This window comes from Rhizobium sp. PL01, from assembly GCF_033447125.1.
In the GTDB taxonomy this organism is placed as follows: domain Bacteria; phylum Pseudomonadota; class Alphaproteobacteria; order Rhizobiales; family Rhizobiaceae; genus Pararhizobium.
In genome coordinates this window covers 503,530-526,730 of record NZ_JAWQUM010000002.1, presented here as the reverse complement: position 1 = coordinate 526,730, position 23,201 = coordinate 503,530, and the positions used below count along the sequence as shown (strand labels likewise).

The window sequence follows — 23,201 nt, the reverse complement described above, 5'->3', positions numbered from 1 at the left end:
ATCATACTTTTTGTTTATTTTTCTGGCGAAATGCGACCGGTTTCGCCCTTTTTCATCAAGCTGTTGCAATGACAACGTTTTATTGCGTTGCACGCCTACATTGACTTTATTGTGCAGTGCACATAAATTGTTGCTATTGCGAGCGTCACAAAAGGAGCAGCCTGATGTTCAATTTCGAAGATGCGAATAAAAAAAGCAAAGAGAACATGGATACGATGTTGAAGAGCTATGCGTCATTGACGAAGGCTTTCCAGGCAATCGCCACCGAAGCAGCCGACTATTCCAAGAAGGCCTTTGAAGACAGTGTTGCCCACATCGAGAAAATCAGCACGGTCAAGAGCGTCGAAGCCGCTTTCGAGCTGCAGACGGGCTATGTGAAGACCGCTTATGAAGGTTATGTCGCCGAAGCCACCAAGATCGGCGAAATGTATGCCGATCTGGCCAAGGACGCCTACAAGCCATACGAAGCGCCGGTTGCCAAGGCAACGGCCGCTGTCAAGGCTGCGGTCGCCGCTTAAGGCTCCAATCCCATACTTTAAAGTACCGAATAACCGGCTGCGCTTTCTGCAGCCGGTTTTTTGTTGTCTATCTGGTGGATTGGCGATAGGCGGCCTGAAGAAAGTTGCGCAATCTTGTGCCTGACGACGCAAATGTGATTGCAGTGCAGACGAACAGCCTTAAAATCTGAAAAAGAACCACTAGATTAAGTGTCACGAACAGGTCGCGAATTTCTCCCAAGCATTTGCGGCTGGACAAGGGAATGAAGTAGAATGATCGCCATGCCGGTCCGGATGCAAAAAGACAGCGACGGGGATGGGGGCAACGCCAACCGTGGCACGTCCGTTATCACTCGGACACAGCCGAAGACCAAGAAGCCGAGCCTTTATCGCGTCCTGCTTTTGAACGACGACTATACGCCGATGGAATTCGTGATCCACATTCTGGAGCGTTTTTTCCAGAAGGACCGCGAAGCGGCAACTCTGATCATGCTGCATGTTCACAATCACGGCGTGGGTGAATGCGGTGTTTTCACCTACGAAGTTGCCGAAACCAAAGTGACGCAGGTGATGGATTTCGCCCGCGAGCATCAGCACCCGCTGCAATGCGTCATGGAAAAGAAATGAGGAACTGACGTGCCAACATTTTCAACAAGCCTTGAAAAAGCCCTGCACCAGGCTCTGACGCTGGCCAATGAGCGCCATCATGAATATGCGACCCTGGAGCATCTCCTGTTGGCATTGATCGACGATGCCGATGCGGCGGCTGTCATGGGCGCGTGCAACGTCAATCTCGATGCACTGCGCAAGACCGTCTCCGATTATGTCGATAACGAACTCGGTAACCTGGTCACGGGTTACGATGAGGATTCCAAACCGACGGCGGGTTTTCAGCGTGTCATCCAGCGCGCGGTGATCCATGTCCAGTCGTCCGGGCGTGAAGAAGTAACGGGCGCCAACGTGCTTGTCGCTATCTTCGCAGAACGCGAGAGCCATGCGGCCTATTTCCTGCAGGAGCAGGAGATGACGCGCTACGACGCGGTCAACTTCATCTCGCATGGTATCGGCAAGCGCCCCGGTGCATCCGAGGCGCGCGCGCCACGTGGCGCCGATGAGCCGGAATCCGAACAGAAGGCATCGCGCGAGCAGGACGAAAGCGGCCCGAAGAAGCAGCAGGATGCGCTGACGGCCTATTGCGTCAATCTCAACGAGAAGGCCAAGGTCGGCAAGATCGATCCGCTGATCGGCCGCCATGCCGAGGTGAACCGGACGATCCAGATCCTGTGCCGCCGTTCCAAGAACAACCCGCTTTATGTGGGCGACCCCGGCGTCGGCAAGACGGCGATCGCCGAAGGTCTCGCCAAGCGCATCGTCGAGAAGAAGGTTCCCGAAGCGTTGCAGGACGCGACGATCTTCTCGCTCGACATGGGCACGCTGCTCGCCGGTACCCGCTATCGCGGTGACTTCGAAGAGCGTTTGAAGCAGGTGGTCAAGGAACTGGAAGAATATCCGGGCGCCGTGCTGTTCATCGACGAGATCCACACAGTGATTGGTGCCGGTGCGACCTCCGGCGGGGCTATGGATGCCTCCAACCTGTTGAAGCCGGCGCTGTCCTCCGGCGCGATCCGCTGCATCGGTTCGACCACCTACAAGGAATACCGTCAGTTCTTCGAAAAGGACCGCGCACTCGTGCGCCGGTTCCAGAAGATCGACGTCAGCGAACCGACGATTGACGATGCTATCGAGATCATGAAGGGCCTGAAGCCTTATTTCGAGGACTATCACAAGCTGAAGTACTCGAACGAGGCGATCAAGTCGGCCGTCGAGCTTTCTGCCCGCTACATCAATGACCGTAAGCTGCCGGACAAGGCGATCGACGTGATCGACGAAACCGGTGCGGCCCAGATGCTGCTGCCCGTCAGCAAGCGTCGCAAGCTGATCACCGAGAAGGAAATCGAAGCGACGATCGCGACGATGGCCCGCATTCCGCCAAAATCCGTTTCCAAGGATGACGAGGCCGTTCTCGCCAATCTTGAAAAGGAGCTGCGTTCGGTCGTCTACGGCCAGGACCTGGCAATCGAGGCGCTTGCGTCGGCGATCAAGCTGGCCCGTGCCGGCCTGCGCGAGCCCAACAAGCCTATCGGCTCCTATGTCTTCTCCGGCCCGACCGGCGTCGGCAAGACGGAGGTTGCCAAGCAGCTGGCCGCATCGCTCGGTGTGGAACTCATACGCTTCGACATGTCGGAGTACATGGAGCGCCATACCGTATCGCGTCTGCTCGGTGCACCTCCCGGCTATGTCGGCTTCGATCAGGGCGGCCTGTTGACCGATGGCATCGACCAGCATCCGCATTCGGTGCTGCTGCTCGACGAAATCGAGAAGGCGCATCCGGATCTGTTCAACATCCTGTTGCAGGTCATGGATCATGGCTCGCTGACCGACCATAACGGCAAGAAAATCGACTTCCGTAACGTCATCCTGATCATGACGACCAATGCGGGCGCGTCCGAGATGGCAAAGGCTGCCTTCGGCTTTGGCTCTGCCAAGCGCGAAGGGGATGATGTGGAGGCGCTGAACCGTCTGTTCACGCCGGAATTCCGCAACCGTCTCGATGCGGTCATTCCGTTCGCGTCGCTGCCGACACCGGTCATTCATCAGGTGGTGCAGAAGTTCGTCATGCAGCTGGAAACCCAGCTGGCAGAACGTAACGTTACCTTCGACCTGCAGCCGGAAGCCATCGCCTGGCTGTCCGACAAGGGCTATGATGAAAAAATGGGCGCGCGGCCACTGGCACGTGTCATCCAGGAACACATCAAGAAGCCATTGGCGGACGAAATCCTCTTCGGCAAACTGAAGAAGGGTGGCGTCGTCAAGGTGACGGTCGGGACCAAGCCGGATGGCGCAAAGGGTCTGCTGCTTGACTACGTTTCGGAGACAGCGCGCATCAAGCCCAAGGCTGAAGTTGTGACCCCTGTAAAGAAGGCGTCGAAGGCAGCAAAGCCGAAGGAACTGGAAAGCGTCGGAGCCGAACCTGATGTCTCCATCAAGCCGAAAAAAGCAGCCAAGTCCACTAAGGCTGAAGAACCGGTGAGCGCCAAGGCTGCCGAGCCGCCGCGCAAGGGAAGCACGGTACCCAAGGTGCCGCGCAAGAAATAACGCATCCTAAAATGAGACACGGTGCCGGACTTGATCGTCCGGCACCGTTTTTTTGTGGCAATGAACAGACGGATGTTGTGATGGACGATGGCCAGACGATCGGCTCCGGGCGGACATGGTTCCTGGCGGGCATGCGCGGCATTTTCAGCCTTCCGGCAATGATGCTGATGCTGTCTTTCGTCGGCTTTTGTGCCTTTACGGCTCAGGCCGGTATTCCGGTCGAGCAGGTCGTGTTCATGGTCGGTGCCGTCTGGGCCCTGCCAGCCAACGTTATCCTCGTCAGTTCGATCCTCGGCGGCGCCAATCTGCTTGCTGCCTTTATCGCCGTGACCCTGTCTTCCATCCGGCTGATGCCGATGGTCGCAGCGCTTGTCCCGGAAATCCGCACCGAAAAAACGCCCACTTGGCTGCTTCTGTTGCTGTCGCATTTTGTGGCGATTACCGCGTGGGTGTTTGCGATGGAGCGAGTTCACGCGGTGCCGCGTAAGCATCGAGTCGCTTTTTTCGCCGGTTTCGGCATCACGCTGGTTCTGGTCAACATGGTTCTGGTGGCCGCCGTCTATCAATACGTTGCGGAATTTCCACCCATCGCGGCCGGCTGTCTGTTCTTCTTGACGCCGGTCTATTTCCTGGCGTCGATCTGGAGTTCCGCGCGTCACCCGGTGATCTACGCGGCATTGGTCGTTGGTCTCGTGGCTGGACCGTTCTTCTACTGGCTGGTACCGGAGTTCGATATTTTGCTGGCAGGTGTTGGTGGTGGAACGTTGGCATGGTTGGCGGAACGCCAGTGGCGCAAGCGCGGGGAGGTCCGTGCATGACAGCGTTTGAAGGCTGGTGGCCGTATGTGTTCATTGCCGTTGCCGGTTGGTTGGCCACCGATCTCTGGCGCTGGCTCGGCGTCCTTGCCGGCAACCGGCTGCGCGAAGATTCCGAAATCCTGAATTGGGTGAGGGCGGTCGCAACAGCATTGGTAGCGGCGGTCATCGCCAAGCTCATTCTTTACCCAACCGGCGTTCTTGAGCACTCACCGCTGTGGCTGCGAATAGGATCGGTCGCGGCTGGTGCAGCAGCCTTTTTCATCGGCCGGCAGAAGCCAGCGATCGGTATCGCCACGGCCATCGCTGTGCTGGTGATTGGTTTGTGGGGGCTCGGTTTTTAGACCGTTTCAGGCGGCATTCAACTGCGCTTAGCCGAATCTTAAACGCCATGGCGTATGTGTTGCCTAACTTCAAAGGATAGCAGATGCGCTTTTTGCCCGCGGAATGGTTTGTCGTTCGAATTCTTCTGACGCTAGCCGCGTTGGATGCCGTGCTGCTCTATTCTAAAAACATCCGGGTAGATGTTGCTGGCTACGCGAGCCTCATTGGCATTGGATTGCTTCTGCTAGGGGGGGGGCAATATTATCGTGTCATCCGTAATGAAGCCCGCATGGCATTGGCGTTGACCGCAGCTGGGCTATTTGTGCTGTTCACAATCACTGGCTCGATCTTTAACTACACGTTCTTTCCTAACACCTTCCCGCCAATCGATAGGTTTTTGCTCCAAGTCGATGCGGCGATGGGATATCGTTGGGATGTATTGATGATTTGGGTATCGCATTATCCTTGGTTCGGGGCCTTGTTGTACCATGTCTATTTGACATCCCTGCCACAGCTTTTGATCATTATTCTCCTGCTCGGCTTTATGGGGGAGGCTCAACAGCTGCACCGGTTTCTGCTGACCGGCGTCATTGGCGGACTTTTAGCCATAATGATATGGGCGCTGTTCCCAAATTTTGGTGCGAAGAGCTCTGATCATCTATCGCAAGCTGTATTGGCTGCATTTCCCATCGCTGTCACACCAGCCTACGGTGAGACGCTGCTCGCGCTCAGCCGAAATGGGGTAGATTACCTAACCCCCAAAGATGTGCTTGGTTTAATCGGTTTTCCGTCATTTCATACCGTCATGGTTTGTATGTCGGTGTGCTTCGTGCCCCGTCAGCGCATGCTGACGCCCATCTTCTTCTGCCTCAATGCTCTTATGGTACCGGCGATTCTTGTACAGGGGGGCCATTTCCTGATCGATATGATCGGTGGCGTTGGGGTGTTCTTTTTGGCCTATTTGCTATCGAGTGCAACTATGCGCCGCCTCAAAGGGGGCTACGAAACGCCCCCTGAAGCCGGAAGAAAATTGATCTCGTCGATCAAAGAGAATCCCTGATCCTCTCAGCGTTCGCCGCAAGCACTGCGCCATCCTCCATCTTGCCGGAATGCGGCCGCAACGGCATGCCTTCCTTGCGCGGAATAACGTGGAAATGCAGGTGGAACACCGATTGTCCTGCCGGTGCTTCATTGAACTGCATGATTGTCACGCCGTCTGCTTCGAATGCATCCTCGGCTGCAATCGCCACTTTTTGAACAGCAGCGATAAGGGCGCCCAGTGTCGCCGGGTCGGCATCGAGAATGTTGCGTGACGCCGCCTTCGGAACGACCAGGACATGGCCTTCCGCCTGTGGCATGACATCCATGAACGCCAGCACGTTGTCGTCCTCATAGACCTTGTGGGCGGGAATTTCGCCGCGCAGGATCTTGGCAAAGATGTTGTTGGTGTCATAGGCGGCGTTGGTCATGTGCGTCTCTCCTCAAAATGCCCGTCACTTTTATTCAGTCGTCGGTCTCTTGCCGCTCGCCTTTGCGAAACGGGCTGTGTTCGGCCAGGATATCGCTCATCTGCTCGACCTCCTGCCGTTCGCGTTCGAGATAATCCGCAACGGCGCGCTTTAATCCGGGATGGGCGATGAAATGGGCCGAATGGGTCGTAGCGGGCAGATACCCGCGCGCCAGCTTGTGTTCGCCTTGGGCGCCGGCTTCAACGCGCTTCAAACCCTTGGCAATCGCAAAGTCGATGGCCTGATGATAGCAGACCTCGAAATGCAGGAATGGATGATCTTCAATAGCACCCCAATGCCGGCCGTAGAGCGCATCGCTGCCGATGAAGTTGATGGCGCCGGCGATATATTTGCCATTACGCTTGGCCATCACCAGCAGGATGTCGTCGGCCATGCGTTCGCCGATCAGTGAATAGAATTTTCGGGTCAGATAAGGGCGGCCCCATTTGCGGCTACCTGTATCCATATAAAAGGCGAAGAACTGATCCCAGATGCCTTCCGTCAAATCCTTGCCGGTCAGCCAGTCGATGCTGATGCCGCCTTCGAGTGCTGCGCGGCGTTCCTTCTTCAGCGCCTTGCGTTTGCGTGAGGCCAGCGTGTCGAGGAAGTCGTTGTGCGATGTATAGCCATTATTGAGAAAATGGAACTGCTGGTCGGTCCGGTGCAGGAAGCCGGCATGCTCGAATGTCGGGATTTCGTCTTCCGGCAGGAAAGTCACGTGCGCCGACGACACTGTGTGGCGGCGGGTGAGTTCCTGAAGACCGGCGGCAAGTGAGCCGCGAACGATAGCGGTATCTGCCGCCGTGGCGGTCAGGAGCCGTGGCCCCGTGGCCGGCGTAAAGGGAACCGAGCATTGCAGCTTTGGATAATAGCGCCCACCGGCCCGCTCCAGAGCGTCGGCCCAGCCGTGATCGAAGACATATTCGCCCTGGCTATGGTTTTTCAGGTAGCAGATCAACCCGCCTGAAAGCCCGCCCTGGCCGTCTTCCATGAGCAGATGCTGGCCGAGCCAGCCGGTATCGGCCGTAGCAGAGCCTGATTCTTCAAGCGATGACAGATAGGCATACGAAATGAACGGATTGTAGAGACCGCCGGGTTGCCCCTTGGCGGCACCTGACAATCCGTCCCAGCTTTCTTTCGAAATATCCTGAAAGGACGTCTCGACGCGGATTTTGACCTCGCCTGTCATTCTTTAAGCGATAAGCCTTTCCTTGGGATCGAACCCCTCGAATGTCATCTGATCCGCCTGAGCATAGGTGTGATCAACGCCCGCCTGATCCCGCACTGTCCAGGTCAAAATCGGCCGGCCAAGGGAGCGTTCCTTGGTGATGAACGAGTTTGGCAAATCCCCGTAGAAATAGGAAATGAAATCAAGTCCGAGCTGCATCGCTTCTTCGTGAACGAGGAACTGCTCAGGCTGGTTGCCGCCTGCCGTCAGGCCTATCGGGTAGGGCGGGTCTTGCGCCTTGAGATCCTGCAGCAGCCAATGGTCGAAACTCATCAGGGCAACAGGCCCGTCATAGCTTTCAAGGGCCTCCAGCACGGCGTCGGCAAAGCCCTCGTCGTCACCCTTGCGGCCCTTCAGTTCCAGCAGGATCGGCACGCGACCCTTGACCAGCCTCAGAAGCTGCCCGAGCGTCGGGATTTTGTCGGCGGTGCCGCCGATGGCGATGAGGCCCAGCTCACCCGCAGTCTTTTCGCGGATGTCACCCTTGATGCCGCACAGCCGCTGCATGTCGTCATCATGGAAAACCACCGGCACGCTGTCGGCGGTGTATTGCAGGTCGCACTCGATGGCGAAGCCGTTTTCGGCCGCGCGGGAAAACGCCGAAAGCGTATTTTCCCAGATGGCATGGTTCATGTCGTGATAGCCGCGATGAGCGACCGGTTGCGCCGTCAGCCAGGACAGATCTTTCATGGGTATCGTTCCGCTCAGGCGATTTCGATCACGGCGTCGATTTCGACGGCGGCATTGAAGGGCAGGGAGGCCATGCCGACAGCGGCGCGCGCATGAATGCCGGCGTCGCCGAGAACCTTGGCGATCAGGTTGGAAGCGCCGTTCATGACCAGATGCTGCTCGATGAAGGTCGGCTTGGAAGCGATGAAGCCATTCAGCTTGACGATGCGTCGAATGCGCGAGAGATCGCCACCCAGTGCTGCCTTTGCCTGTGCAAGAATGTTGATGGCGCAGAGTTCGGCGGCGCGCTGGCCTGTGGCAACATCGATACCGTCGCCGAGATGACCAGTGATCGCGATCTTGCCGTTTTCCATTGGGAGTTGCCCGGAGATATAAAGGTGCGATCCACTGATGACAAAGGGAACATAGTTGGCGGCAGGTGCCGCAGCCTGGGGCAGGGTGATTCCCAGTTCCTTGATGCGTGCTTCAATATCTGCAGACATGGATAACTCCGGTCATTGTTGTGTTTTGTCGTCAAATGCTGCATGCACAGCATGTTTCATGAAGTGGTAAAATACCGCATCTCGAACATTGATGCCTCGCTTTTGCCCGATGTGTTCTTATAGCATCGGTAGCGAATCCAACAGGAGGAAACGGATGTTTCGTTCAGGCTTTGCCTCTGTCATTCTGACATGGGCGTGTTTATCGGGTGTGACGGTCGGCGGTGCTTCCGCTGCGTCAGCCAACATCCTGGTGCCTCACCGCGCTGTCTATGATCTGGAGCTGAAAGACGCATCGGAGCGTTCCGGAATTTCCGGGATGTACGGCCGCATGGTCTATGAATTCAATGGCTCGGCCTGCGAGGGCTATACCGTCAGCTTCCGGTTCGTGACCAAGGTCGATACGGGTGACGAGGTCAAACTGACCGACCAGCAGACAACGACCTACGAGGATCTGAAGAGGGGAAGCTTCCGCTTTTTGACTCGTTCCTTTACCGACGAGAAGCTCGACAAGGAAGTGCGCGGTTCCGCCCATGAGGCCAAGCAGGGCCTGACGGTCGACCTGACCTCGCCGGACAAGCGCAAGGTCGATCTTGCGCAGGGTCTGTTTCCGACCGAGCACATGCTGGATGTCATCGAGCGGGCAAAGAAGGGCGAGACGCTGTTTGAATCGCGTATCTTCGACGGCTCCGATGCGGGCGACAAGACGCTGATCACCACCACCATGATCGGCAAGCCGCAGAAAGCTGTTGCTGGAGATGCCGATGCCGACAAGGCTGCTGCCATGGCAGAGAAACCCTATTGGCCGGTGACCATTTCCTATTTCAACGACAACGCAACCGGTGACGCTTTGCCGATCTACCGCATGGAGTTCAAGCTCTATGAAAACGGCATCACTCGCGACCTGACCATGGACTATGGCGATTTCGTCCTGACCGGCAAACTCGCTGATCTGAAAGTCTTCAAGCAAGAAAAGTGCAAATAGGCCTCAGGGACCTGTACCCGCTATTTTCTGCCTTCACCCTTGATTTATCGGGCGGCAGGGGGTAAGGGCAGCGCATTCCACACGTAAGGTTTGGGATTGTTCGGGAGAAATCCGGACAGTTCCACCCGGTGGTGCTCTCAAAGAGAGTGCTGTTTGCCTTGCGGAGGTTCAACCGGAAAAGGAGAAAAAGGCATGGCATTGCCCGATTTTAGCATGCGTCAGCTTCTGGAAGCTGGCGTTCACTTCGGTCACCAGACTCACCGCTGGAACCCGAAAATGAAGCCGTACATCTTCGGCGATCGTTCGAACGTTCACATCATCGACCTCGCGCAGACCGTTCCGTTGCTGTCGCGCGCTCTGCAGGTTGTCAGCGACACCGTTGCCAAGGGCGGCCGCGTTCTGTTCGTCGGCACCAAGCGTCAGGCATCCGAGATCATCGCTGACGCTGCCAAGCGTTCGGCCCAGTACTACGTCAACGCGCGCTGGCTCGGCGGCATGATGACCAACTGGAAGACGATTTCGAACTCGATCCAGCGCCTGCGCAAGCTCGACGAAATCCTGAATTCGGAAGCTTCTGGCTTCACGAAGAAGGAACGCCTCAACCTCGAGCGCGAACGCGAGAAGCTCAACCGCGCCCTCGGTGGTATCCGCGATATGGGCGGCGTGCCGGACCTGATGTTCATCATCGACACCAACAAGGAATCGATTGCCATCGACGAAGCAAAGCGTCTTGGCATCCCGGTTGTTGCGATCATCGACTCGAACTGCGATCCGGACCGTATCGACTTCCCGATCCCAGGCAACGACGACGCTTCGCGTGCGATCTCGCTTTATTGCGATCTGATCTCGCGTGCAGCGCTTGACGGCATTGCCCGTCAGCAGGGCTCGTCCGGCCGCGACCTCGGCGCTTCCGCCGATCTGCCGCTTGAGCCGGCTCTCGAAGAAGCTGCCGAAGCCTGATAAGGCCGAATGGCGGGTCTGCCCGCCATTTTATCACACGATCAGGACGAGGCCGTTTACGACTAAAAAAGTGAACGGCCTTGTTCTTTTGCATCGGATCAGCCCATCGAGCGCTGGTCGCCACGATGCCAATCGTCGGGATGACCCTTTCATCACGATGTCACATTCAGGGGTCATGCCCTGCCACATCCTCCTGGTATCGCGCCGGTTTTCTGGCAGCGCGCCAGCCGAACAAACGAAGAGGCAAAAAAGATGAGCACTATTACTGCAGCAATGGTGAAGGAACTGCGCGAAAAGACCGGCGCAGGCATGATGGATTGCAAGAAGGCACTTGGCGAAACCAATGGCGACATGGAAGCTGCGATCGACTGGCTGCGCGCCAAGGGTATCGCAAAGGCTGACAAGAAGTCCGGCCGTGCAGCTGCCGAAGGCTTGATCGGTATCGCCAGCAGCGGCACCAAGGCCGTCGTCATCGAACTCAACTCGGAAACCGATTTCGTTGCCCGCAACGATGCCTTCCAGGACCTCGTTCGTGGCGTCGCAGCTGTGGCTGTCGGCACCGACGGTTCTGTTGAAACCATCAGCGCTGCCAATTACCCGGCAACCGGCAAGTCGGTTGCTGAAAGCATCACCGACGCGATCGCAACCATCGGCGAGAACATGGCTCTGCGCCGTTCGGCCATTTTGTCGGTCCAAGAAGGCGTTGTTGCCACCTACATCCACAATTCGGTTGCTGACGGCCTCGGCAAGCTCGGCGTTCTCGTCGCGCTGAAGTCGACCGGCGACAAGGATGCCCTGAACGCTATCGGCCGCCAGGTCGCCATGCACATTGCTGCGACCAACCCGCTGGCCATCCGCTCGACGGAAGTCGATGCTGCTGTCGCCGAGCGCGAACGCAACATCTTCATCGAGCAGGCCCGCGAATCCGGCAAGCCGGAAGCGATCATCGAGAAGATGGTTGACGGCCGCATGCGCAAGTTCTTCGAAGAAGTCGCGCTTCTGTCGCAGGCTTTCGTCATGAACCCTGACCTGACCGTCGAAGCTGCCGTCAAGGAAGCTGAAAAGACTGTTGGCGCACCGATCGAAGTTGTCGGCATGGCTCGCCTGCTTCTCGGCGAAGGCGTCGAAAAGGAAGAAACCGACTTCGCAGCTGAAGTTGCTGCTGTCGCCAAGGGCTGATTTCTTCATCCTGATTGGGAAAACCGCCATCCTTGTTGGGAAACAGTTAGGGCATCGCGTGACAACGCGGTGCCCTTCGTGTATCCGGCATCATCATCACATTGGCGCAGGCTCCTTCGGGGATCATCCGGATGATATCGGCCGCGCTGGGGTGAATAGACCAGTTTTATGCACCATCTCGCATGTGTGCCTTCTTGGACAGGAGTGACGATGTCGGCCGAACCTCTCTACAAACGTGTGCTGCTGAAAGCTTCAGGCGAAGCGCTTATGGGCAACCAGGGGTTCGGGATCGATGTTGCGGTCGCTGACCGCATTGCCTCGGACATTGCCGAAGCCCGCGCCATGGGCGTTGAGGTCGGCGTCGTTGTTGGCGGCGGAAACATTTTTCGCGGTGTCGCGGTTGCTTCCAAGGGCGGCGACCGGGTGACCGGCGACCATATGGGCATGCTGGCGACGATCATCAACGCACTGGCGCTGGCGACCTCGCTGCGCAAGCTTGACGTTGATACCGTCGTTCTGTCAGCCATCGCCATGCCGGAAATCTGCGAGAGTTTTTCGCAGCGCGCCACGCTTTTTCACCTCTCGCTTGGTCGCGTGGTGATTTTTGCCGGTGGTACCGGCAATCCCTTCTTCACCACCGATTCGGCAGCCGCACTGCGCGCAGCCGAAATGGGCGCGGAAGCGATCTTCAAGGGCACTCAGGTTGACGGCATCTATACCGCCGATCCAAAAAAGGATCCGACAGCGACCCGTTTCGACCGCCTGACGCACAGCGAAGTCCTGCAGAAGGGTCTGGCCGTCATGGATATCGCAGCCGTAGCACTGGCGCGCGAAAACAGCATTCCGATCATCGTCTTCTCGATTCACGAGAAAGGCGGGTTCGCAGAAATCTTGACCGGCGGCGGCCGGGCGACCATCGTAACAGACAATTGAGCAGTTAAAGGGTGGTCGAAGGACCGCCGTGATAAACGGGAGTTTGATCCATGAGTGAAGGTATTGACCTGAGTGACCTGAAGCGCCGCATGGATGGCGCCATTGCTGCGTTCAAGAGCGATATCGCATCGCTGCGCACCGGCCGGGCATCGGCCAACGTGCTCGATCCGGTCATGGTCGAGGCCTATGGTTCGCGTGTGCCGCTGAACCAAGTTGCCAATATTACGGTTCCGGAATCGCGTATGCTCGGCGTGTCGATCTGGGACAAGTCGATGGTCAACGCCGTCGATCGCGCCATCCGGGAATCGAATCTCGGCCTCAATCCGATCATGGACGGTCAAAATCTGCGCATTCCACTGCCGGAGCTGAACGAAGAGCGCCGCAAGTCACTGGTGAAGGTCGCTCACGATTATAGCGAAAAAGCCAAGGTCGCTGTGCGAAACGTGCGCCGCGACGGCATGGATGGCCTGAAAAAGGCCGAAAAGGATGGCGATATCGGCCAGGACGTCAGCCGCAGCCAGTCGGAAAAGGTCCAGAAAATGACCGATGAGATGATTTCCGACATCGACCGCTTGCTCGCTGACAAGGAAAAGGAAATCATGCAGGTTTAGTCTGCGCTTTTGCGAGTCTCTGTTTTTGGGCCATCGATGACGAACCCCTTGCTTAGAAATGTTCCCGCGCACGTTGCCATTATCATGGATGGCAACGGCCGTTGGGCCAATTCGCGCGGACTTCCACGAACGATGGGCCATCGCAAGGGCGTCGAAGCCGTGCGCGAGGCGGTGCGCACCGCAGGCGAGGTGGGCATCCGCTATCTGACGCTTTTTGCGTTCTCGTCCGAGAACTGGAGCAGGCCCGAGGCCGAGGTCTCCGATCTGATGGGGTTGCTAAAAGCCTTCATCCGCCGCGATCTGGCCGACCTGCACCGCCAGAACGTTCGTATCCGGGTGATCGGCGACAAGAACAATCTTCGCGGCGATATCCTGCCTCTGCTTCTGGAGGCCGAGGATACGACGCGCAACAACACGGGTATCACACTGGTTATTGCCTTCAATTATGGGTCCCGTGATGAAATGACCCGCGCCATGCAAGCACTGGCGGTTGATGTCGCCCAGGGGCGATTGACGGCCGATCAGATCACGCCAGAGCGCATTGCCAGCAAACTTGATACGGCCGGTATTCCCGACCCTGATCTCGTTCTGCGTACCAGCGGCGAGGAGCGGTTGTCGAACTTCCTGCTCTGGCAGGCTGCCTATTCCGAATTGTTATTTGTCCCCGAACTGTGGCCGGACTTCAACCGCGAAGTCTTCCTCAATGCCTTGAAGACCTATGCCGGACGCGAACGTCGATTCGGTGGTCTGTCGCAGCCGACTCTTGCGGTTGGTTCATGATGCAGAGCGAACTGCGACTGCGCATCATCTCCGGCATCGTGCTGGCTGTTGTCACCCTGGGTGCGACCTGGGCCGGCGGAACCGTTTTCGAACTTCTGTCCGTGGCCATTGCAGTACTCGTCTATTATGAATGGTCCACGATCACCCGGCTTGCCGAGCGTGATTTCCAGGGCAACGCTTTCGGCTGGCTGGCGCAGGCGGTAATTTCCGCTCTCATTCTGTTTGATGGCGCGCATGTCACACTGCTTGTTTTGGCCGGGTTTGCGGCGCTCGCAGCGCTCTGGGTGTTTTTGCGCGGCGGCACCTGGTGGCTGCCCGGCGGCATCGTCTATGCCGGCCTGACGGGCATTTCGCTCTCGGCCATTCGTGGCGAGGGCGATATCGGACTGATCGCCATGGTCTTCATCTTTGCCGTGGTCTGGGCAACGGACATTCTGGCCTATTTCACCGGCAGAGCGATCGGCGGCCCGAAGCTGGCTCCACGCATTTCCCCCGGAAAAACCTGGTCCGGTGCGATCGGTGGCACGGTTTGCGGGGTGATCGCGGGCGTTGCGGTGTTCATGAGCTATTTTTCGCTGAACGATGCGCGCATTCCACTGCTGGCACTGGCACTCTCGGTGTCGAGCCAGATCGGCGACCTGTTTGAATCCTATATCAAGCGACGGTTTGGCGTGAAGGATTCAAGCAAGCTTATTCCGGGGCATGGCGGTGTCATGGACCGGGTCGATGGACTTGTTTTTGCCTGTTTTGCCGCGCTTTTGATTGCTTTGGTGCAAGTCGTGTCCACCGGTGGACAGAATGTGCCCCTGGGGGCAATCCTGCTGGCGCCGTAAAACGCCCGCATACCTGATCGAGGATCTTATGGCTTACCTGGCCGATACGCTTCAACTGATTGTCGGCTATATCGTGCCGTTCCTGCTGGTTCTGACGTTGCTCGTCTTCGTGCACGAAATGGGACACTATCTTGTCGGCCGCTGGTCCGGCATCCGTATCCTCGCTTTTTCAGTCGGCTTCGGCCCGGAACTGTTCGGCTATACCGACAAGCAAGGGACGCGCTGGAAGTTTTGCGCCATCCCGCTTGGCGGCTACGTGAAGTTCTTCGGCGACGAGGATGCTGCAAGCGTCCCTGATTATAGCCGCCTTGAGCAATATTCAGCCGAAGATCGCGACCGGACATTTCTCGGAGCCAAGCTCTGGAAGCGGGCTGCCACGGTGGCTGCCGGGCCGATTGCCAATTTCATCCTGGCAATTGCGATCTTCGCTGTGCTGTTTACTGTCTACGGCAAGCCGATCGCCGATCCGGTCGTTGCCGAAGTTAAGGAAAACAGCGCTGCTGCCAAGGCGGGCGTCTTGCCGGGCGATCTGCTGGTGGCGATCGATGGTACGCATGTCACCACCTTCGACGATGTGCGCCGCTATGTGAGCATCCGTCCGGAAACGCCGATCACTATCCAGATCAAACGCAAGGGCGAATTGCTGGATCTGCCGATGGTGCCCCAGCGCACCGAAATCACTGACCAGTTCGGCAACAAGATGGAACTCGGCATCATCGGCATCCTGACGAATCAGGAGACAGGAAATTTCCGGCTGGAGACCTTTGGTCCGATCGAAGCCGTGGGGCAGGGTGCGGTCGAAAGCTGGCACATCGTCACCGGCACGTTCAATTATCTCGCCAACCTCGTGACGGGCAGGATGAAGGCCGATCAACTGGGTGGTCCCATCCGTGTCGCCCAGGCTTCCGGGCAGATGGCGACGATCGGTGTCGCTGCCGTTCTGCAGCTCGCGGCGGTTCTGTCAGTTTCCATTGGACTTCTTAATCTAATGCCGGTTCCTGTACTTGATGGCGGGCATCTGATGTTTTATGCGGTGGAGGCCGTTCGTGGAAAACCGGTTGGACCACGCACACAAGACGTCGCGTTCCGGATCGGGTTTGCCATGGTGCTGATGCTGATGGTGTTTGCCACATGGAACGATATAAGTTCGCTTTTGGGCTAGTATTGGAGGCCTGCGGCGGGCATGTAGGCGCAGGAGAGGCGATCGGCTTTGTTGAAAATTCAACGGGTTGATCGAAAGGATTTGTTTACGATAAAACAATTCCGTAGTGGCCGTTAGGACACGGTTTCAATTGAAGTAAACAGAAATTAACGAGCTGGCTTGCTTGTATATGAAAAGCGGTTAAAACGGCAGCCGTGACCGGAGTCGGTACGAGTTCGCTGCGGGGCATTGGGAAGAAGGTAAGATTTATGAAAGCTGGTTCAAAATTTTTGAACGCGGTGTCGGCGGTTGCGCTGTCTGCTAGCATGGTCGCAACGGGGTCTGGCATCGTAACGCTTGCAAGTGCGACTGTCGCTGAAGCTGCAACGATCAACCGTGTCGAAGTTCGCGGCGCCACACGCGTCAGCCCCGAAACGGTCCGTGCAAACATCACGATCGTTCCCGGCAAAAGCTTCAGCAATGGCGATATCGATTCTTCCGTAAAGCGTCTTTATTCCACAGGCTATTTCTCCGATGTCAGCATCAATGTCTCCGGCGGCACGCTCGTCGTCACCGTGAGCGAGAACCAGCTGATTAACCAGGTCGTTTTCAACGGCAACCGCAAGATCAAGGACGACAAGCTTCAGGCTGTCGTGCGCACACGTTCGCTCGGTCCTTACAGCGAAGCGACTGCCGAGGCTGATATTCAGGCCATCAAGGATGCCTATGCTGGCATCGGTCGCGAAGATGTGACGGTGACGACGCAGGTCGTTCCGATCGCGGAAGGTCGCGTCAATCTGGCCTTTGTTATCAACGAGGGTGATCGTACCAAGATCACCGCAATCAATTTTGTCGGCAACAATGCCTATAGCAACGGTCGTCTCGAGGCTGTGATCTCGACGAAGGAATCGGGGATCTTCTCCTTCCTGAACCGCAAGGATGTTTACAACGCCGACAAGCTGCGCGCTGATGAAGAGCTGCTTCGCCAGTTCTACTACAACCGCGGTTATGCCGATTTCCGTGTTGTGTCCTCGGATGCTGTGCTGGATGAAGCCACCAACGAATACACCGTAACAATCACTGTCGAAGAAGGTGAGCGCTACGACTTCGGAACGGTCAACGTTGAATCGACCGTTGAAGGTGTCAATCCTGAGGAGCTGAAGGCTCTCGTACGGACTTCGGAAGGTACGATCTACAAGGCTAAGGACGTTCAGGATAGCATTTCCGCGATTTCGAAGCGCGTTGCATCGCAGGGCTATCCGTTTGCTCGTGTAACCCCGCGCGGCAACCGCGATTTCGGTAACCGCACGATCGCTGTTGATTATCTCGTCGATCAGGGCGAACGTGCCTATATCGAGCGCATTGAAATCCGTGGCAACACACGCACACGTGACTATGTTATCCGTCGCGAGTTCGACATGAGCGAAGGCGATGCGTTCAACCAGGAAATGATCACGACGGCCAAGCGTCGCCTGGATGCCCTTGGTTACTTCTCCACCGTCAATGTTTCGACCCAGCCTGGTAGCGCTTCCGATCGCGTCGTTGTGATCGTCGATGTGCAGGACCAGTCAACCGGTTCGTTCGGTATTGGTGCCGGCTATTCCGCTGGTAGCGGTGGCGGCTTCCTGCTGGAAGCCTCGATCGAGGAAAAGAACTTCCTCGGCCGTGGCCAGTACATCCGTCTTGCTGCAGGTCGTGGGCAAGATAGCCGTACCTATAACGTTTCGTTCACCGAGCCCTATTTCCTCGGTTATCGTCTTGCTGCCGGTTTCGATATCTTCAAGAACGAAAACGACTATGATGACGACAACTACAGCTACGAAGACAAGGGCTTCAGCCTGCGTGTAACGGCGCCGATCACCGAACGGGTGTCGACGACGTTCCGATACAATCTGACGCAGATGGACTACAGCGGTAATACCGCCGACCTGTCCAGCCCGTATGACCGTGTTGTCAACGGCTCGCCGTGGACGCGTTCGTCGATTTCGCAGACGATTAGCTACAACTCGCTGGACGACTCGACTTTGCCGCATGAAGGCATTCTCGCTTCGGCAACGCAGGAATACGCTGGTCTCGGTGGCACCTCCGATTTCTACAAGCTGACCGGTAAGGCCAAGTGGTATTATACCGTGAACGACGATGCCGATATTATCGCATCGCTTGCTGGTGGTGCAGGTCACGTGTTCAATACCGGTGGAAAGATGGAAGTCTTCGACCAGTTCCAGCTGGGCCAGAACGACATTCGTGGTTTCGAGCGTAACGGTATCGGCGCGCGCAGCGGAAAGTATGGCGACTCCATCGGTGGAACGACCTACTTCACCGCGTCTGCCGAAGCGACGTTCCCGTTGCCATTCGTTTCGCGCGATGCCGGTTTCCGCGGTGCAATCTTTGCAGATGCAGGTACGCTGTATGGCAATGAAGTCGATACGACGGCTGACGACCAGATCAAGGGCACCAACAGCTCGCTGCGTGCCTCCGTTGGTCTGGGCCTGATTTGGGCATCGCCCTTCGGTCCGCTGCGCGTCGACTATGCGTTCCCGATCGCCAAGGAAGATTTCGACCGCGTACAGAACCTAAAGTTCGGTATTTCGTCGTCCTTCTGATCCTTGCAGTCCAGAACTGCCTGCCAAAACTGTTCTGGAGTGTTGGCCATGGAAAACAATTGGTTCTTCCCACCACATGATGGGATCCGCCTGAGCGATCTGGCGGATCAGATTGGTGCGACACTACAGGCCCCGGAGTTGGGCGACCGGCTCGTGCGGTCTGTAGCGCCGACCTATCGGGCTGGCGAGTTCGATGTCTGCTACATGTTGCAGCGGCGCTTTCGCGATGAGTTTGAAACATCGAAAGCCGCCGCCATCATTTGCGACGATGCAATCGCTGCGATCGTCCCACCGCATATCCCTGTTCTTCTGGCCCGTTATCCGCACACGGCCTTCGCGCTTGCCGGAGCAATCCTGCATCCGCAGGCCGTGCGCCCTGAGCAGAACCTGTCGGGACCTGGCGGCATATCTCCTTCTGCTTTTGTCGATTCATCTGCGCAGATCGAAGACAATGTCGATATCGAGGCGACGGCTGTTGTCGGCGCCGGTGCGCATATCGGCACGGGTACACGGATCGCTGCTGGCGCCGTTATCGGTCCAGGCGTCCGTATTGGCCGGGATTGCACGATTTCTGCCGGATCAAGCGTGATGTACGCGCTTATCGGTAACGAGGTTATCGTCCACCCCGGTGCCCGTATCGGTCAGGACGGTTTCGGCAATGCGCCGGGACCAAAGGGTGGCATGATCAAGATCGTCCAGATTGGCCGCGTTATCCTGCAGGATCGAGTCGAGATCGGCGCCGGCACGACGGTTGACCGCGGTGCGATGGACGATACGGTCGTCGGCGAAGGAACGAAGATCGATAATCTTGTTCAGGTCGGCCACAATGTTCGTATCGGCCGTCACTGCGGCATCGCGGCGCAAGTCGGCATTGCCGGTAGCACACGTATTGGCGACGGCGTGATGATCGGCGGCGCTACAGCGATCAATGGGCATATAACAATTGGTGATAGGGCGCAGATTGCGGCCATGAGCGGTGTCGCTTCGGATGTGCCTGCCGGTGAACGCTACGGCGGTATTCCGGCGCGGCCTATGCGCGATTTCTTGCGCGACATCGCGGAAATGACAACGCGGGCAAACAATAGACAGAAGAAATCAGGAGGCAAAGATGAGTGAAGCTGGAGCAACCGTTCTCGGTACGGCTGACATCAGGGAAATCCTGAAGCTTCTTCCCCATCGCTATCCGTTCCTGCTGATCGACAAGATCATCGAGATCGATGGTGACAATTCGGCAATCGGCATCAAGAACGTGACAGCTAACGAGCCGCATTTTACGGGGCATTTCCCCGAGCAGCCGATCATGCCAGGTGTTCTTCTCGTCGAGGGCATGGCTCAGACGGCTGGTGCGATCTGCGCCCGCAAGAATGGCGGCGGCAGCAACCTGGTCTATTTCATGACCATCGACAATGCCCGCTTTCGCAAGCCGGTCATTCCGGGCGACCGGGTCGAGTTCCATGTCGTCAAGCAGAAGCAGCGCGGCAATATCTGGAAATTTCATTGTGATGCAAAAGTTGACGGGCAACTTGTTGCAGAAGCTGATATCGGCGCGATGATTATCAGCAAGGAAGACGCCTGAACATGATTGCCTCTACTGCGAAGATCCATCCGCTTTCGGTTATCGAAGACGGGGCGGTGATCGGCGATAACGTCGTTATCGGGCCGTTCTGCCATGTTGGTCCGAAGGTGACGCTCGCAGACAATGTCGAGTTGATCAGTCATGTCGTCGTGCTCGGACGTACGACGGTCGGCAAAGGATCAAAGATTTTCCCGTCGGCGGTGATCGGCGGCGATTCACAGAGCGTGCATCACAGTGCTGTCGATACGACATTGGTGATCGGTGAAAACTGCACCATCCGCGAAGGCGTGACGATGAACACCGGCACTGTCGAGCACGGCGGTACGACTGTCGTTGGCGACAACAATCTGTTCCTGGCCTATTCCCACGTCGCCCATGATTGCCGGCTCGGAAACAACATCATCCTGTCCAACAACGTCATGCTCGCAGGCCACGTTACGGTCGGAGATCGCGCCATTCTCGGCGGCGGTTCGGCCGTTCACCAGTTTACCCGCATCGGCCACCATGCGTTCGTCGGCGGTCTCTCCGCCGTTGCCTATGATGTCATTCCCTACGGCATGCTCAACGGTAATCCGGGCCTGCTTGGTGGCCTGAATATCGTCGGCATGAGCCGTTCTGGCATTGAAAAGCCGGTCATCCATGCCGTGCGCCGCGCTTACAAGCAGATTTTCGAAGGTCCGGAGTCGATCCGTGCCAATGCAGCGGCCATCCGCGCTGACTATGTTGACTGCCCTCCGGCGATGGAAATCCTCGATTTTATCGCAGCTGAAAGTGATCGTGCGCTGTCGTCCCCGACACGGGGCAGCAAGGGCTGAGGCATATGAGCATGCACAGCCGGCCAGAGATCAAAGACCGGCTGGCCATCATCGCCGGCAGCGGCTTGCTACCGGTGCATGTCGCAGAGGCGGCACGGACGCACGGCGAAAATCCTTTCATTATCGCGCTTGCCAATGAATCGGACCAGGACTGGTCGTCTTTCGATCACACGACACTTGGCATCGGAAATTTCAAGGCAATCAGCGGCGTCTTTCGCGACGCTGGCATTGGCCGCGTCGTGATGTCGGGTGCAGTGCGCCGCCGTCCGGACTGGCGCGACATCAAGCCGACGCTGAAAAGCCTTGTGAAGGTGCCGAGCGTTCTGCGCACGCTTTTGTCCGGGGGCGACGATGCCGTTTTGAAAATGGCGATCGAGCTTATCGAGACCAACGGCGCGCGGGTCATCGGTGTGCAAGACATTGTTCCAGAACTTCTGGCCGAGATCGGTCCTTTGGGCGCCCGCACGCCGGGGGCGGAAGATCAGGCAGATATTGAAGTCGCTGAAGCCGCGGCGATCGCACTTGGCCATCTCGATGTCGGGCAGGGCGCCGTCGCCGTCGGTGGGCGCGTCGTGGCCCTTGAGGGGCCGGAAGGCACCGATGCGATGCTGGAGCGGGTGGCCAGATTGAAAGCCGATGGACGCATTTCCAGCCGCCGTCGCGGCGTGCTGGTCAAGCTCTGCAAGCCGCAGCAGGATCTGCGTGCCGATCTTCCCTCGATAGGCCCATCGACAATCAGGGGCGCGCAGGCGGCCGGACTTGCCGGTATCGCGGTTGAGGCTGGCCGGGCACTGGTGCTGGATCGGGAAGAAATGATTGCGCTCGCCAACGAGGCTGGCCTCTTCGTCACAGGCGTGGATCGTGCCTTTTTGCGGGGTGGGCAATGAGCGCGAACGATCTCAAGCTCGCTGTCATTGCTGGCGAAGTATCCGGCGATCTGCTTGGCGCCGATCTCGTCAAGTCGTTGCGCCCGCTGGTCAAGGGCGATCTCTCGTTGATTGGTGTTGGCGGCGAGGGACTGGAGGCTGAAGGCCTGAATTCCTTGTTCGACTATTCCGAGCTTTCGATCATGGGAATCTCGCAGGTTCTCGCCCGGTTGCCGAAGCTGATCCTGCGCATTCGCCAGACGGCCAGGGCGATCGTCGCAGCCAAACCCGATATTCTCGTCATCATCGATAGCCCGGATTTTACCCATCGCGTTGCGCGCATCGTTCGCAAATCCCTGCCGGATCTGCCGATCGTCAACTATGTCTGCCCGAGCGTCTGGGCATGGAAGCCGGAGCGCGCCGTCAACATGCGCCCCTATGTCGATCATGTGCTTGCAGTACTACCCTTCGAACCAGAGGTCATGCAGCGTCTCGGTGGGCCGCCGACGACCTATGTCGGACACCGGCTTGCAAGCGATGCAAACGTTCTGTCGGTGCGAGCGCGCCAGATCGAGAAAGGTACCGGCAGCAGCCCGGGTTCGGTAACATGCTTGCTCCTGCCGGGGTCTCGCGGCAGCGAAATCAGTCGGCTTTTGCCGGCTTTTGGCGAGGCGGCGGACGAATTGCGCAGCCGCCATCCGGATATGCGGTTTCTCCTTCCAACGGTTCCACGGCAGGAAAATCTCGTGCGCCAGATAACGGCGTCTTGGCCGGTACAGCCGGAAATCACTGTCGGAGCCACAGCCAAGTGGAAGGCTTTCGCAGAGGCCGATGCTGCTGTTGCGGCGTCAGGCACCGTGATCCTGGAGCTTGCCCTGGCCGGAATCCCGGTCGTATCGACCTACAAGGCCGACTGGATCATTCGCTTGATGCACAAGCGCATCAAAATCTGGACGGCGGCAATTCCCAATCTGGTGGCAGATTATGCAATCGTGCCGGAATATCTCAACGAAGCCATTCGTGCGGGAGCGCTTTCGCGCTGGGTGGAGCGCCTGACGGGAAACACACCGGAGCGCCAAGCCATGCTCGCCGGATATGGCACCGTCTGGCAGCGCATGACGACGGAGAAACCGCCGGGTGAAACAGCCGCCCGTGTCGTTCTCGATGTTCTCAATACAAAAAAGCCCGGCCATTTCTGACCGGGCTTTTTCAATGGAAGTTT

Annotated in this window: 24 protein-coding genes; 20 read left to right on the top strand and 4 right to left on the bottom strand. The window is 57.5% G+C overall.

What is annotated here, in order from left to right; translation table 11 throughout:
- The first annotated feature begins 164 nt into the window (after nucleotides 1–164).
- From R6X40_RS06955 to R6X40_RS06930, 6 genes are all read left to right on the top strand, one after another.
- The gene (locus tag R6X40_RS06955) at nucleotides 165–518 is read left to right on the top strand and encodes a phasin family protein (RefSeq protein ID WP_318412127.1); all 354 of its coding nucleotides are present in this window, start codon (nucleotides 165–167) and stop codon (nucleotides 516–518) included.
- Nucleotides 519–770: 252 nt separating this feature from the next.
- A complete protein-coding gene (clpS, locus tag R6X40_RS06950) occupies nucleotides 771–1,124 on the top strand; it encodes an ATP-dependent Clp protease adapter ClpS (protein WP_060638280.1) in 354 nt (117 codons plus the stop codon).
- Between the two features lie 9 nt (nucleotides 1,125–1,133).
- Complete coding sequence (clpA, locus tag R6X40_RS06945; protein WP_318412124.1) at nucleotides 1,134–3,653, top strand: ATP-dependent Clp protease ATP-binding subunit ClpA; 2,520 nt, start codon at nucleotides 1,134–1,136, stop codon at nucleotides 3,651–3,653.
- Nucleotides 3,654–3,733: 80 nt separating this feature from the next.
- On the top strand, nucleotides 3,734–4,471 hold the full coding sequence (locus tag R6X40_RS06940; protein WP_318412122.1) for an AzlC family ABC transporter permease: 738 nt from the start codon (nucleotides 3,734–3,736) through the stop codon (nucleotides 4,469–4,471).
- Nucleotides 4,468–4,812, top strand: a complete 345-nt coding sequence (locus tag R6X40_RS06935) for an AzlD domain-containing protein (RefSeq protein WP_318412120.1) — start codon at nucleotides 4,468–4,470, stop codon at nucleotides 4,810–4,812. Before R6X40_RS06940 ends, R6X40_RS06935 begins: the two co-directional genes overlap by 4 nt.
- A gap of 83 nt (nucleotides 4,813–4,895) precedes the next feature.
- Complete coding sequence (locus R6X40_RS06930) at nucleotides 4,896–5,852, top strand: phosphatase PAP2 family protein (RefSeq protein ID WP_318412119.1); 957 nt, start codon at nucleotides 4,896–4,898, stop codon at nucleotides 5,850–5,852.
- On the opposite strand, the gene R6X40_RS06925 is transcribed toward R6X40_RS06930, so the two are convergent.
- From R6X40_RS06925 to R6X40_RS06910, 4 genes are read right to left on the bottom strand one after another with little or no spacing between them, the layout of a single operon-like run.
- The gene (locus R6X40_RS06925) at nucleotides 5,836–6,261 is read right to left on the bottom strand and encodes an HIT family protein (protein ID WP_318412118.1); all 426 of its coding nucleotides are present in this window, start codon (nucleotides 6,259–6,261) and stop codon (nucleotides 5,836–5,838) included. The genes R6X40_RS06930 and R6X40_RS06925 overlap by 17 nt on opposite strands.
- 34 nt (nucleotides 6,262–6,295) lie before the next feature.
- Entirely contained in the window at nucleotides 6,296–7,489 is a 1,194-nt protein-coding gene (locus tag R6X40_RS06920; protein ID WP_318412116.1) for a GNAT family N-acetyltransferase, read from the bottom strand.
- Nucleotides 7,490–7,492: 3 nt separating this feature from the next.
- Nucleotides 7,493–8,218, bottom strand: coding sequence for a glycerophosphodiester phosphodiesterase (locus R6X40_RS06915; protein WP_318412114.1), 726 nt, complete (start codon nucleotides 8,216–8,218; stop codon nucleotides 7,493–7,495).
- Between the two features lie 14 nt (nucleotides 8,219–8,232).
- Nucleotides 8,233–8,700 carry a RidA family protein gene (locus R6X40_RS06910; protein WP_318412112.1) on the bottom strand — a complete coding sequence of 156 codons (468 nt, stop codon included), beginning with the start codon at nucleotides 8,698–8,700 and terminating at the stop codon, nucleotides 8,233–8,235.
- 154 nt (nucleotides 8,701–8,854) lie between these two features.
- Here R6X40_RS06910 and R6X40_RS06905 point away from each other — a divergent pair, with 154 nt between their 5' ends.
- The 14 genes from R6X40_RS06905 to lpxB all read left to right on the top strand — a co-directional run bounded on the left by R6X40_RS06905 (nucleotide 8,855) and on the right by lpxB (nucleotide 23,178).
- Nucleotides 8,855–9,682, top strand: coding sequence for a cell envelope integrity EipB family protein (locus tag R6X40_RS06905; protein ID WP_318412110.1), 828 nt, complete (start codon nucleotides 8,855–8,857; stop codon nucleotides 9,680–9,682).
- A gap of 192 nt (nucleotides 9,683–9,874) precedes the next feature.
- Entirely contained in the window at nucleotides 9,875–10,642 is a 768-nt protein-coding gene (rpsB, locus tag R6X40_RS06900) for a 30S ribosomal protein S2 (protein WP_318412108.1), read from the top strand.
- A gap of 252 nt (nucleotides 10,643–10,894) precedes the next feature.
- Nucleotides 10,895–11,821 (top strand): translation elongation factor Ts, encoded by a 927-nt coding sequence (tsf, locus tag R6X40_RS06895; RefSeq protein WP_318412107.1) that lies wholly within the window; start codon nucleotides 10,895–10,897, stop codon nucleotides 11,819–11,821.
- Between the two features lie 210 nt (nucleotides 11,822–12,031).
- Nucleotides 12,032–12,754, top strand: a complete 723-nt coding sequence (gene pyrH, locus R6X40_RS06890; RefSeq protein WP_318412105.1) for a UMP kinase — start codon at nucleotides 12,032–12,034, stop codon at nucleotides 12,752–12,754.
- A gap of 50 nt (nucleotides 12,755–12,804) precedes the next feature.
- The gene (gene frr / locus R6X40_RS06885) at nucleotides 12,805–13,365 is read left to right on the top strand and encodes a ribosome recycling factor (RefSeq protein ID WP_318412103.1); all 561 of its coding nucleotides are present in this window, start codon (nucleotides 12,805–12,807) and stop codon (nucleotides 13,363–13,365) included.
- Nucleotides 13,366–13,401: 36 nt separating this feature from the next.
- The gene (locus tag R6X40_RS06880; protein ID WP_318412101.1) at nucleotides 13,402–14,145 is read left to right on the top strand and encodes an isoprenyl transferase; all 744 of its coding nucleotides are present in this window, start codon (nucleotides 13,402–13,404) and stop codon (nucleotides 14,143–14,145) included.
- Nucleotides 14,145–14,978, top strand: a complete 834-nt coding sequence (locus tag R6X40_RS06875; RefSeq protein WP_318412384.1) for a phosphatidate cytidylyltransferase — start codon at nucleotides 14,145–14,147, stop codon at nucleotides 14,976–14,978. The genes R6X40_RS06880 and R6X40_RS06875 overlap by 1 nt, the downstream gene beginning before the upstream one ends.
- Nucleotides 14,979–15,006: 28 nt before the next feature.
- Nucleotides 15,007–16,140, top strand: a complete 1,134-nt coding sequence (gene rseP, locus R6X40_RS06870) for an RIP metalloprotease RseP (RefSeq protein ID WP_318412100.1) — start codon at nucleotides 15,007–15,009, stop codon at nucleotides 16,138–16,140.
- A gap of 248 nt (nucleotides 16,141–16,388) precedes the next feature.
- Nucleotides 16,389–18,722, top strand: coding sequence for an outer membrane protein assembly factor BamA (gene bamA / locus R6X40_RS06865; RefSeq protein WP_318412099.1), 2,334 nt, complete (start codon nucleotides 16,389–16,391; stop codon nucleotides 18,720–18,722).
- Nucleotides 18,723–18,770: 48 nt separating this feature from the next.
- Complete coding sequence (gene lpxD, locus R6X40_RS06860; protein ID WP_318412098.1) at nucleotides 18,771–19,838, top strand: UDP-3-O-(3-hydroxymyristoyl)glucosamine N-acyltransferase; 1,068 nt, start codon at nucleotides 18,771–18,773, stop codon at nucleotides 19,836–19,838.
- Nucleotides 19,831–20,298: a 3-hydroxyacyl-ACP dehydratase FabZ gene (gene fabZ, locus R6X40_RS06855; protein ID WP_318412096.1), complete on the top strand. Its 468-nt coding sequence runs from the start codon at nucleotides 19,831–19,833 to the stop codon at nucleotides 20,296–20,298. The genes lpxD and fabZ overlap by 8 nt, the downstream gene beginning before the upstream one ends.
- Before the next feature lie 2 nt (nucleotides 20,299–20,300).
- Nucleotides 20,301–21,113, top strand: coding sequence for an acyl-ACP--UDP-N-acetylglucosamine O-acyltransferase (gene lpxA / locus R6X40_RS06850; protein WP_412178337.1), 813 nt, complete (start codon nucleotides 20,301–20,303; stop codon nucleotides 21,111–21,113).
- A gap of 5 nt (nucleotides 21,114–21,118) precedes the next feature.
- Complete coding sequence (locus tag R6X40_RS06845; protein WP_318412095.1) at nucleotides 21,119–22,000, top strand: LpxI family protein; 882 nt, start codon at nucleotides 21,119–21,121, stop codon at nucleotides 21,998–22,000.
- The gene (gene lpxB, locus R6X40_RS06840) at nucleotides 21,997–23,178 is read left to right on the top strand and encodes a lipid-A-disaccharide synthase (RefSeq protein ID WP_318412093.1); all 1,182 of its coding nucleotides are present in this window, start codon (nucleotides 21,997–21,999) and stop codon (nucleotides 23,176–23,178) included. Before R6X40_RS06845 ends, lpxB begins: the two co-directional genes overlap by 4 nt.
- The last annotated feature ends 23 nt before the right edge of the window (nucleotides 23,179–23,201 follow it).

Coding starts and splice junctions, on each gene's coding strand:
- R6X40_RS06915 (WP_318412114.1), bottom strand. CDS start 8,218: ATGAAAGATCTGTCCTGGCTGACGGCGCAACCGGTCGCTCATCGCGGC.
- R6X40_RS06845 (WP_318412095.1), top strand. CDS start 21,119: ATGAGCATGCACAGCCGGCCAGAGATCAAAGACCGGCTGGCCATCATC.
- lpxD (WP_318412098.1), top strand. CDS start 18,771: ATGGAAAACAATTGGTTCTTCCCACCACATGATGGGATCCGCCTGAGC.
- clpS (WP_060638280.1), top strand. CDS start 771: ATGATCGCCATGCCGGTCCGGATGCAAAAAGACAGCGACGGGGATGGG.
- lpxA (WP_412178337.1), top strand. CDS start 20,301: ATGATTGCCTCTACTGCGAAGATCCATCCGCTTTCGGTTATCGAAGAC.
- rseP (WP_318412100.1), top strand. CDS start 15,007: ATGGCTTACCTGGCCGATACGCTTCAACTGATTGTCGGCTATATCGTG.
- lpxB (WP_318412093.1), top strand. CDS start 21,997: ATGAGCGCGAACGATCTCAAGCTCGCTGTCATTGCTGGCGAAGTATCC.
- R6X40_RS06930 (WP_318412119.1), top strand. CDS start 4,896: ATGCGCTTTTTGCCCGCGGAATGGTTTGTCGTTCGAATTCTTCTGACG.
- R6X40_RS06905 (WP_318412110.1), top strand. CDS start 8,855: ATGTTTCGTTCAGGCTTTGCCTCTGTCATTCTGACATGGGCGTGTTTA.
- R6X40_RS06925 (WP_318412118.1), bottom strand. CDS start 6,261: ATGACCAACGCCGCCTATGACACCAACAACATCTTTGCCAAGATCCTG.
- rpsB (WP_318412108.1), top strand. CDS start 9,875: ATGGCATTGCCCGATTTTAGCATGCGTCAGCTTCTGGAAGCTGGCGTT.
- R6X40_RS06910 (WP_318412112.1), bottom strand. CDS start 8,700: ATGTCTGCAGATATTGAAGCACGCATCAAGGAACTGGGAATCACCCTG.
- R6X40_RS06875 (WP_318412384.1), top strand. CDS start 14,145: ATGCAGAGCGAACTGCGACTGCGCATCATCTCCGGCATCGTGCTGGCT.
- R6X40_RS06920 (WP_318412116.1), bottom strand. CDS start 7,489: ATGACAGGCGAGGTCAAAATCCGCGTCGAGACGTCCTTTCAGGATATT.
- R6X40_RS06880 (WP_318412101.1), top strand. CDS start 13,402: ATGACGAACCCCTTGCTTAGAAATGTTCCCGCGCACGTTGCCATTATC.
- frr (WP_318412103.1), top strand. CDS start 12,805: ATGAGTGAAGGTATTGACCTGAGTGACCTGAAGCGCCGCATGGATGGC.
- R6X40_RS06935 (WP_318412120.1), top strand. CDS start 4,468: ATGACAGCGTTTGAAGGCTGGTGGCCGTATGTGTTCATTGCCGTTGCC.
- R6X40_RS06955 (WP_318412127.1), top strand. CDS start 165: ATGTTCAATTTCGAAGATGCGAATAAAAAAAGCAAAGAGAACATGGAT.
- bamA (WP_318412099.1), top strand. CDS start 16,389: ATGAAAGCTGGTTCAAAATTTTTGAACGCGGTGTCGGCGGTTGCGCTG.
- tsf (WP_318412107.1), top strand. CDS start 10,895: ATGAGCACTATTACTGCAGCAATGGTGAAGGAACTGCGCGAAAAGACC.
- R6X40_RS06940 (WP_318412122.1), top strand. CDS start 3,734: ATGGACGATGGCCAGACGATCGGCTCCGGGCGGACATGGTTCCTGGCG.
- pyrH (WP_318412105.1), top strand. CDS start 12,032: ATGTCGGCCGAACCTCTCTACAAACGTGTGCTGCTGAAAGCTTCAGGC.
- fabZ (WP_318412096.1), top strand. CDS start 19,831: ATGAGTGAAGCTGGAGCAACCGTTCTCGGTACGGCTGACATCAGGGAA.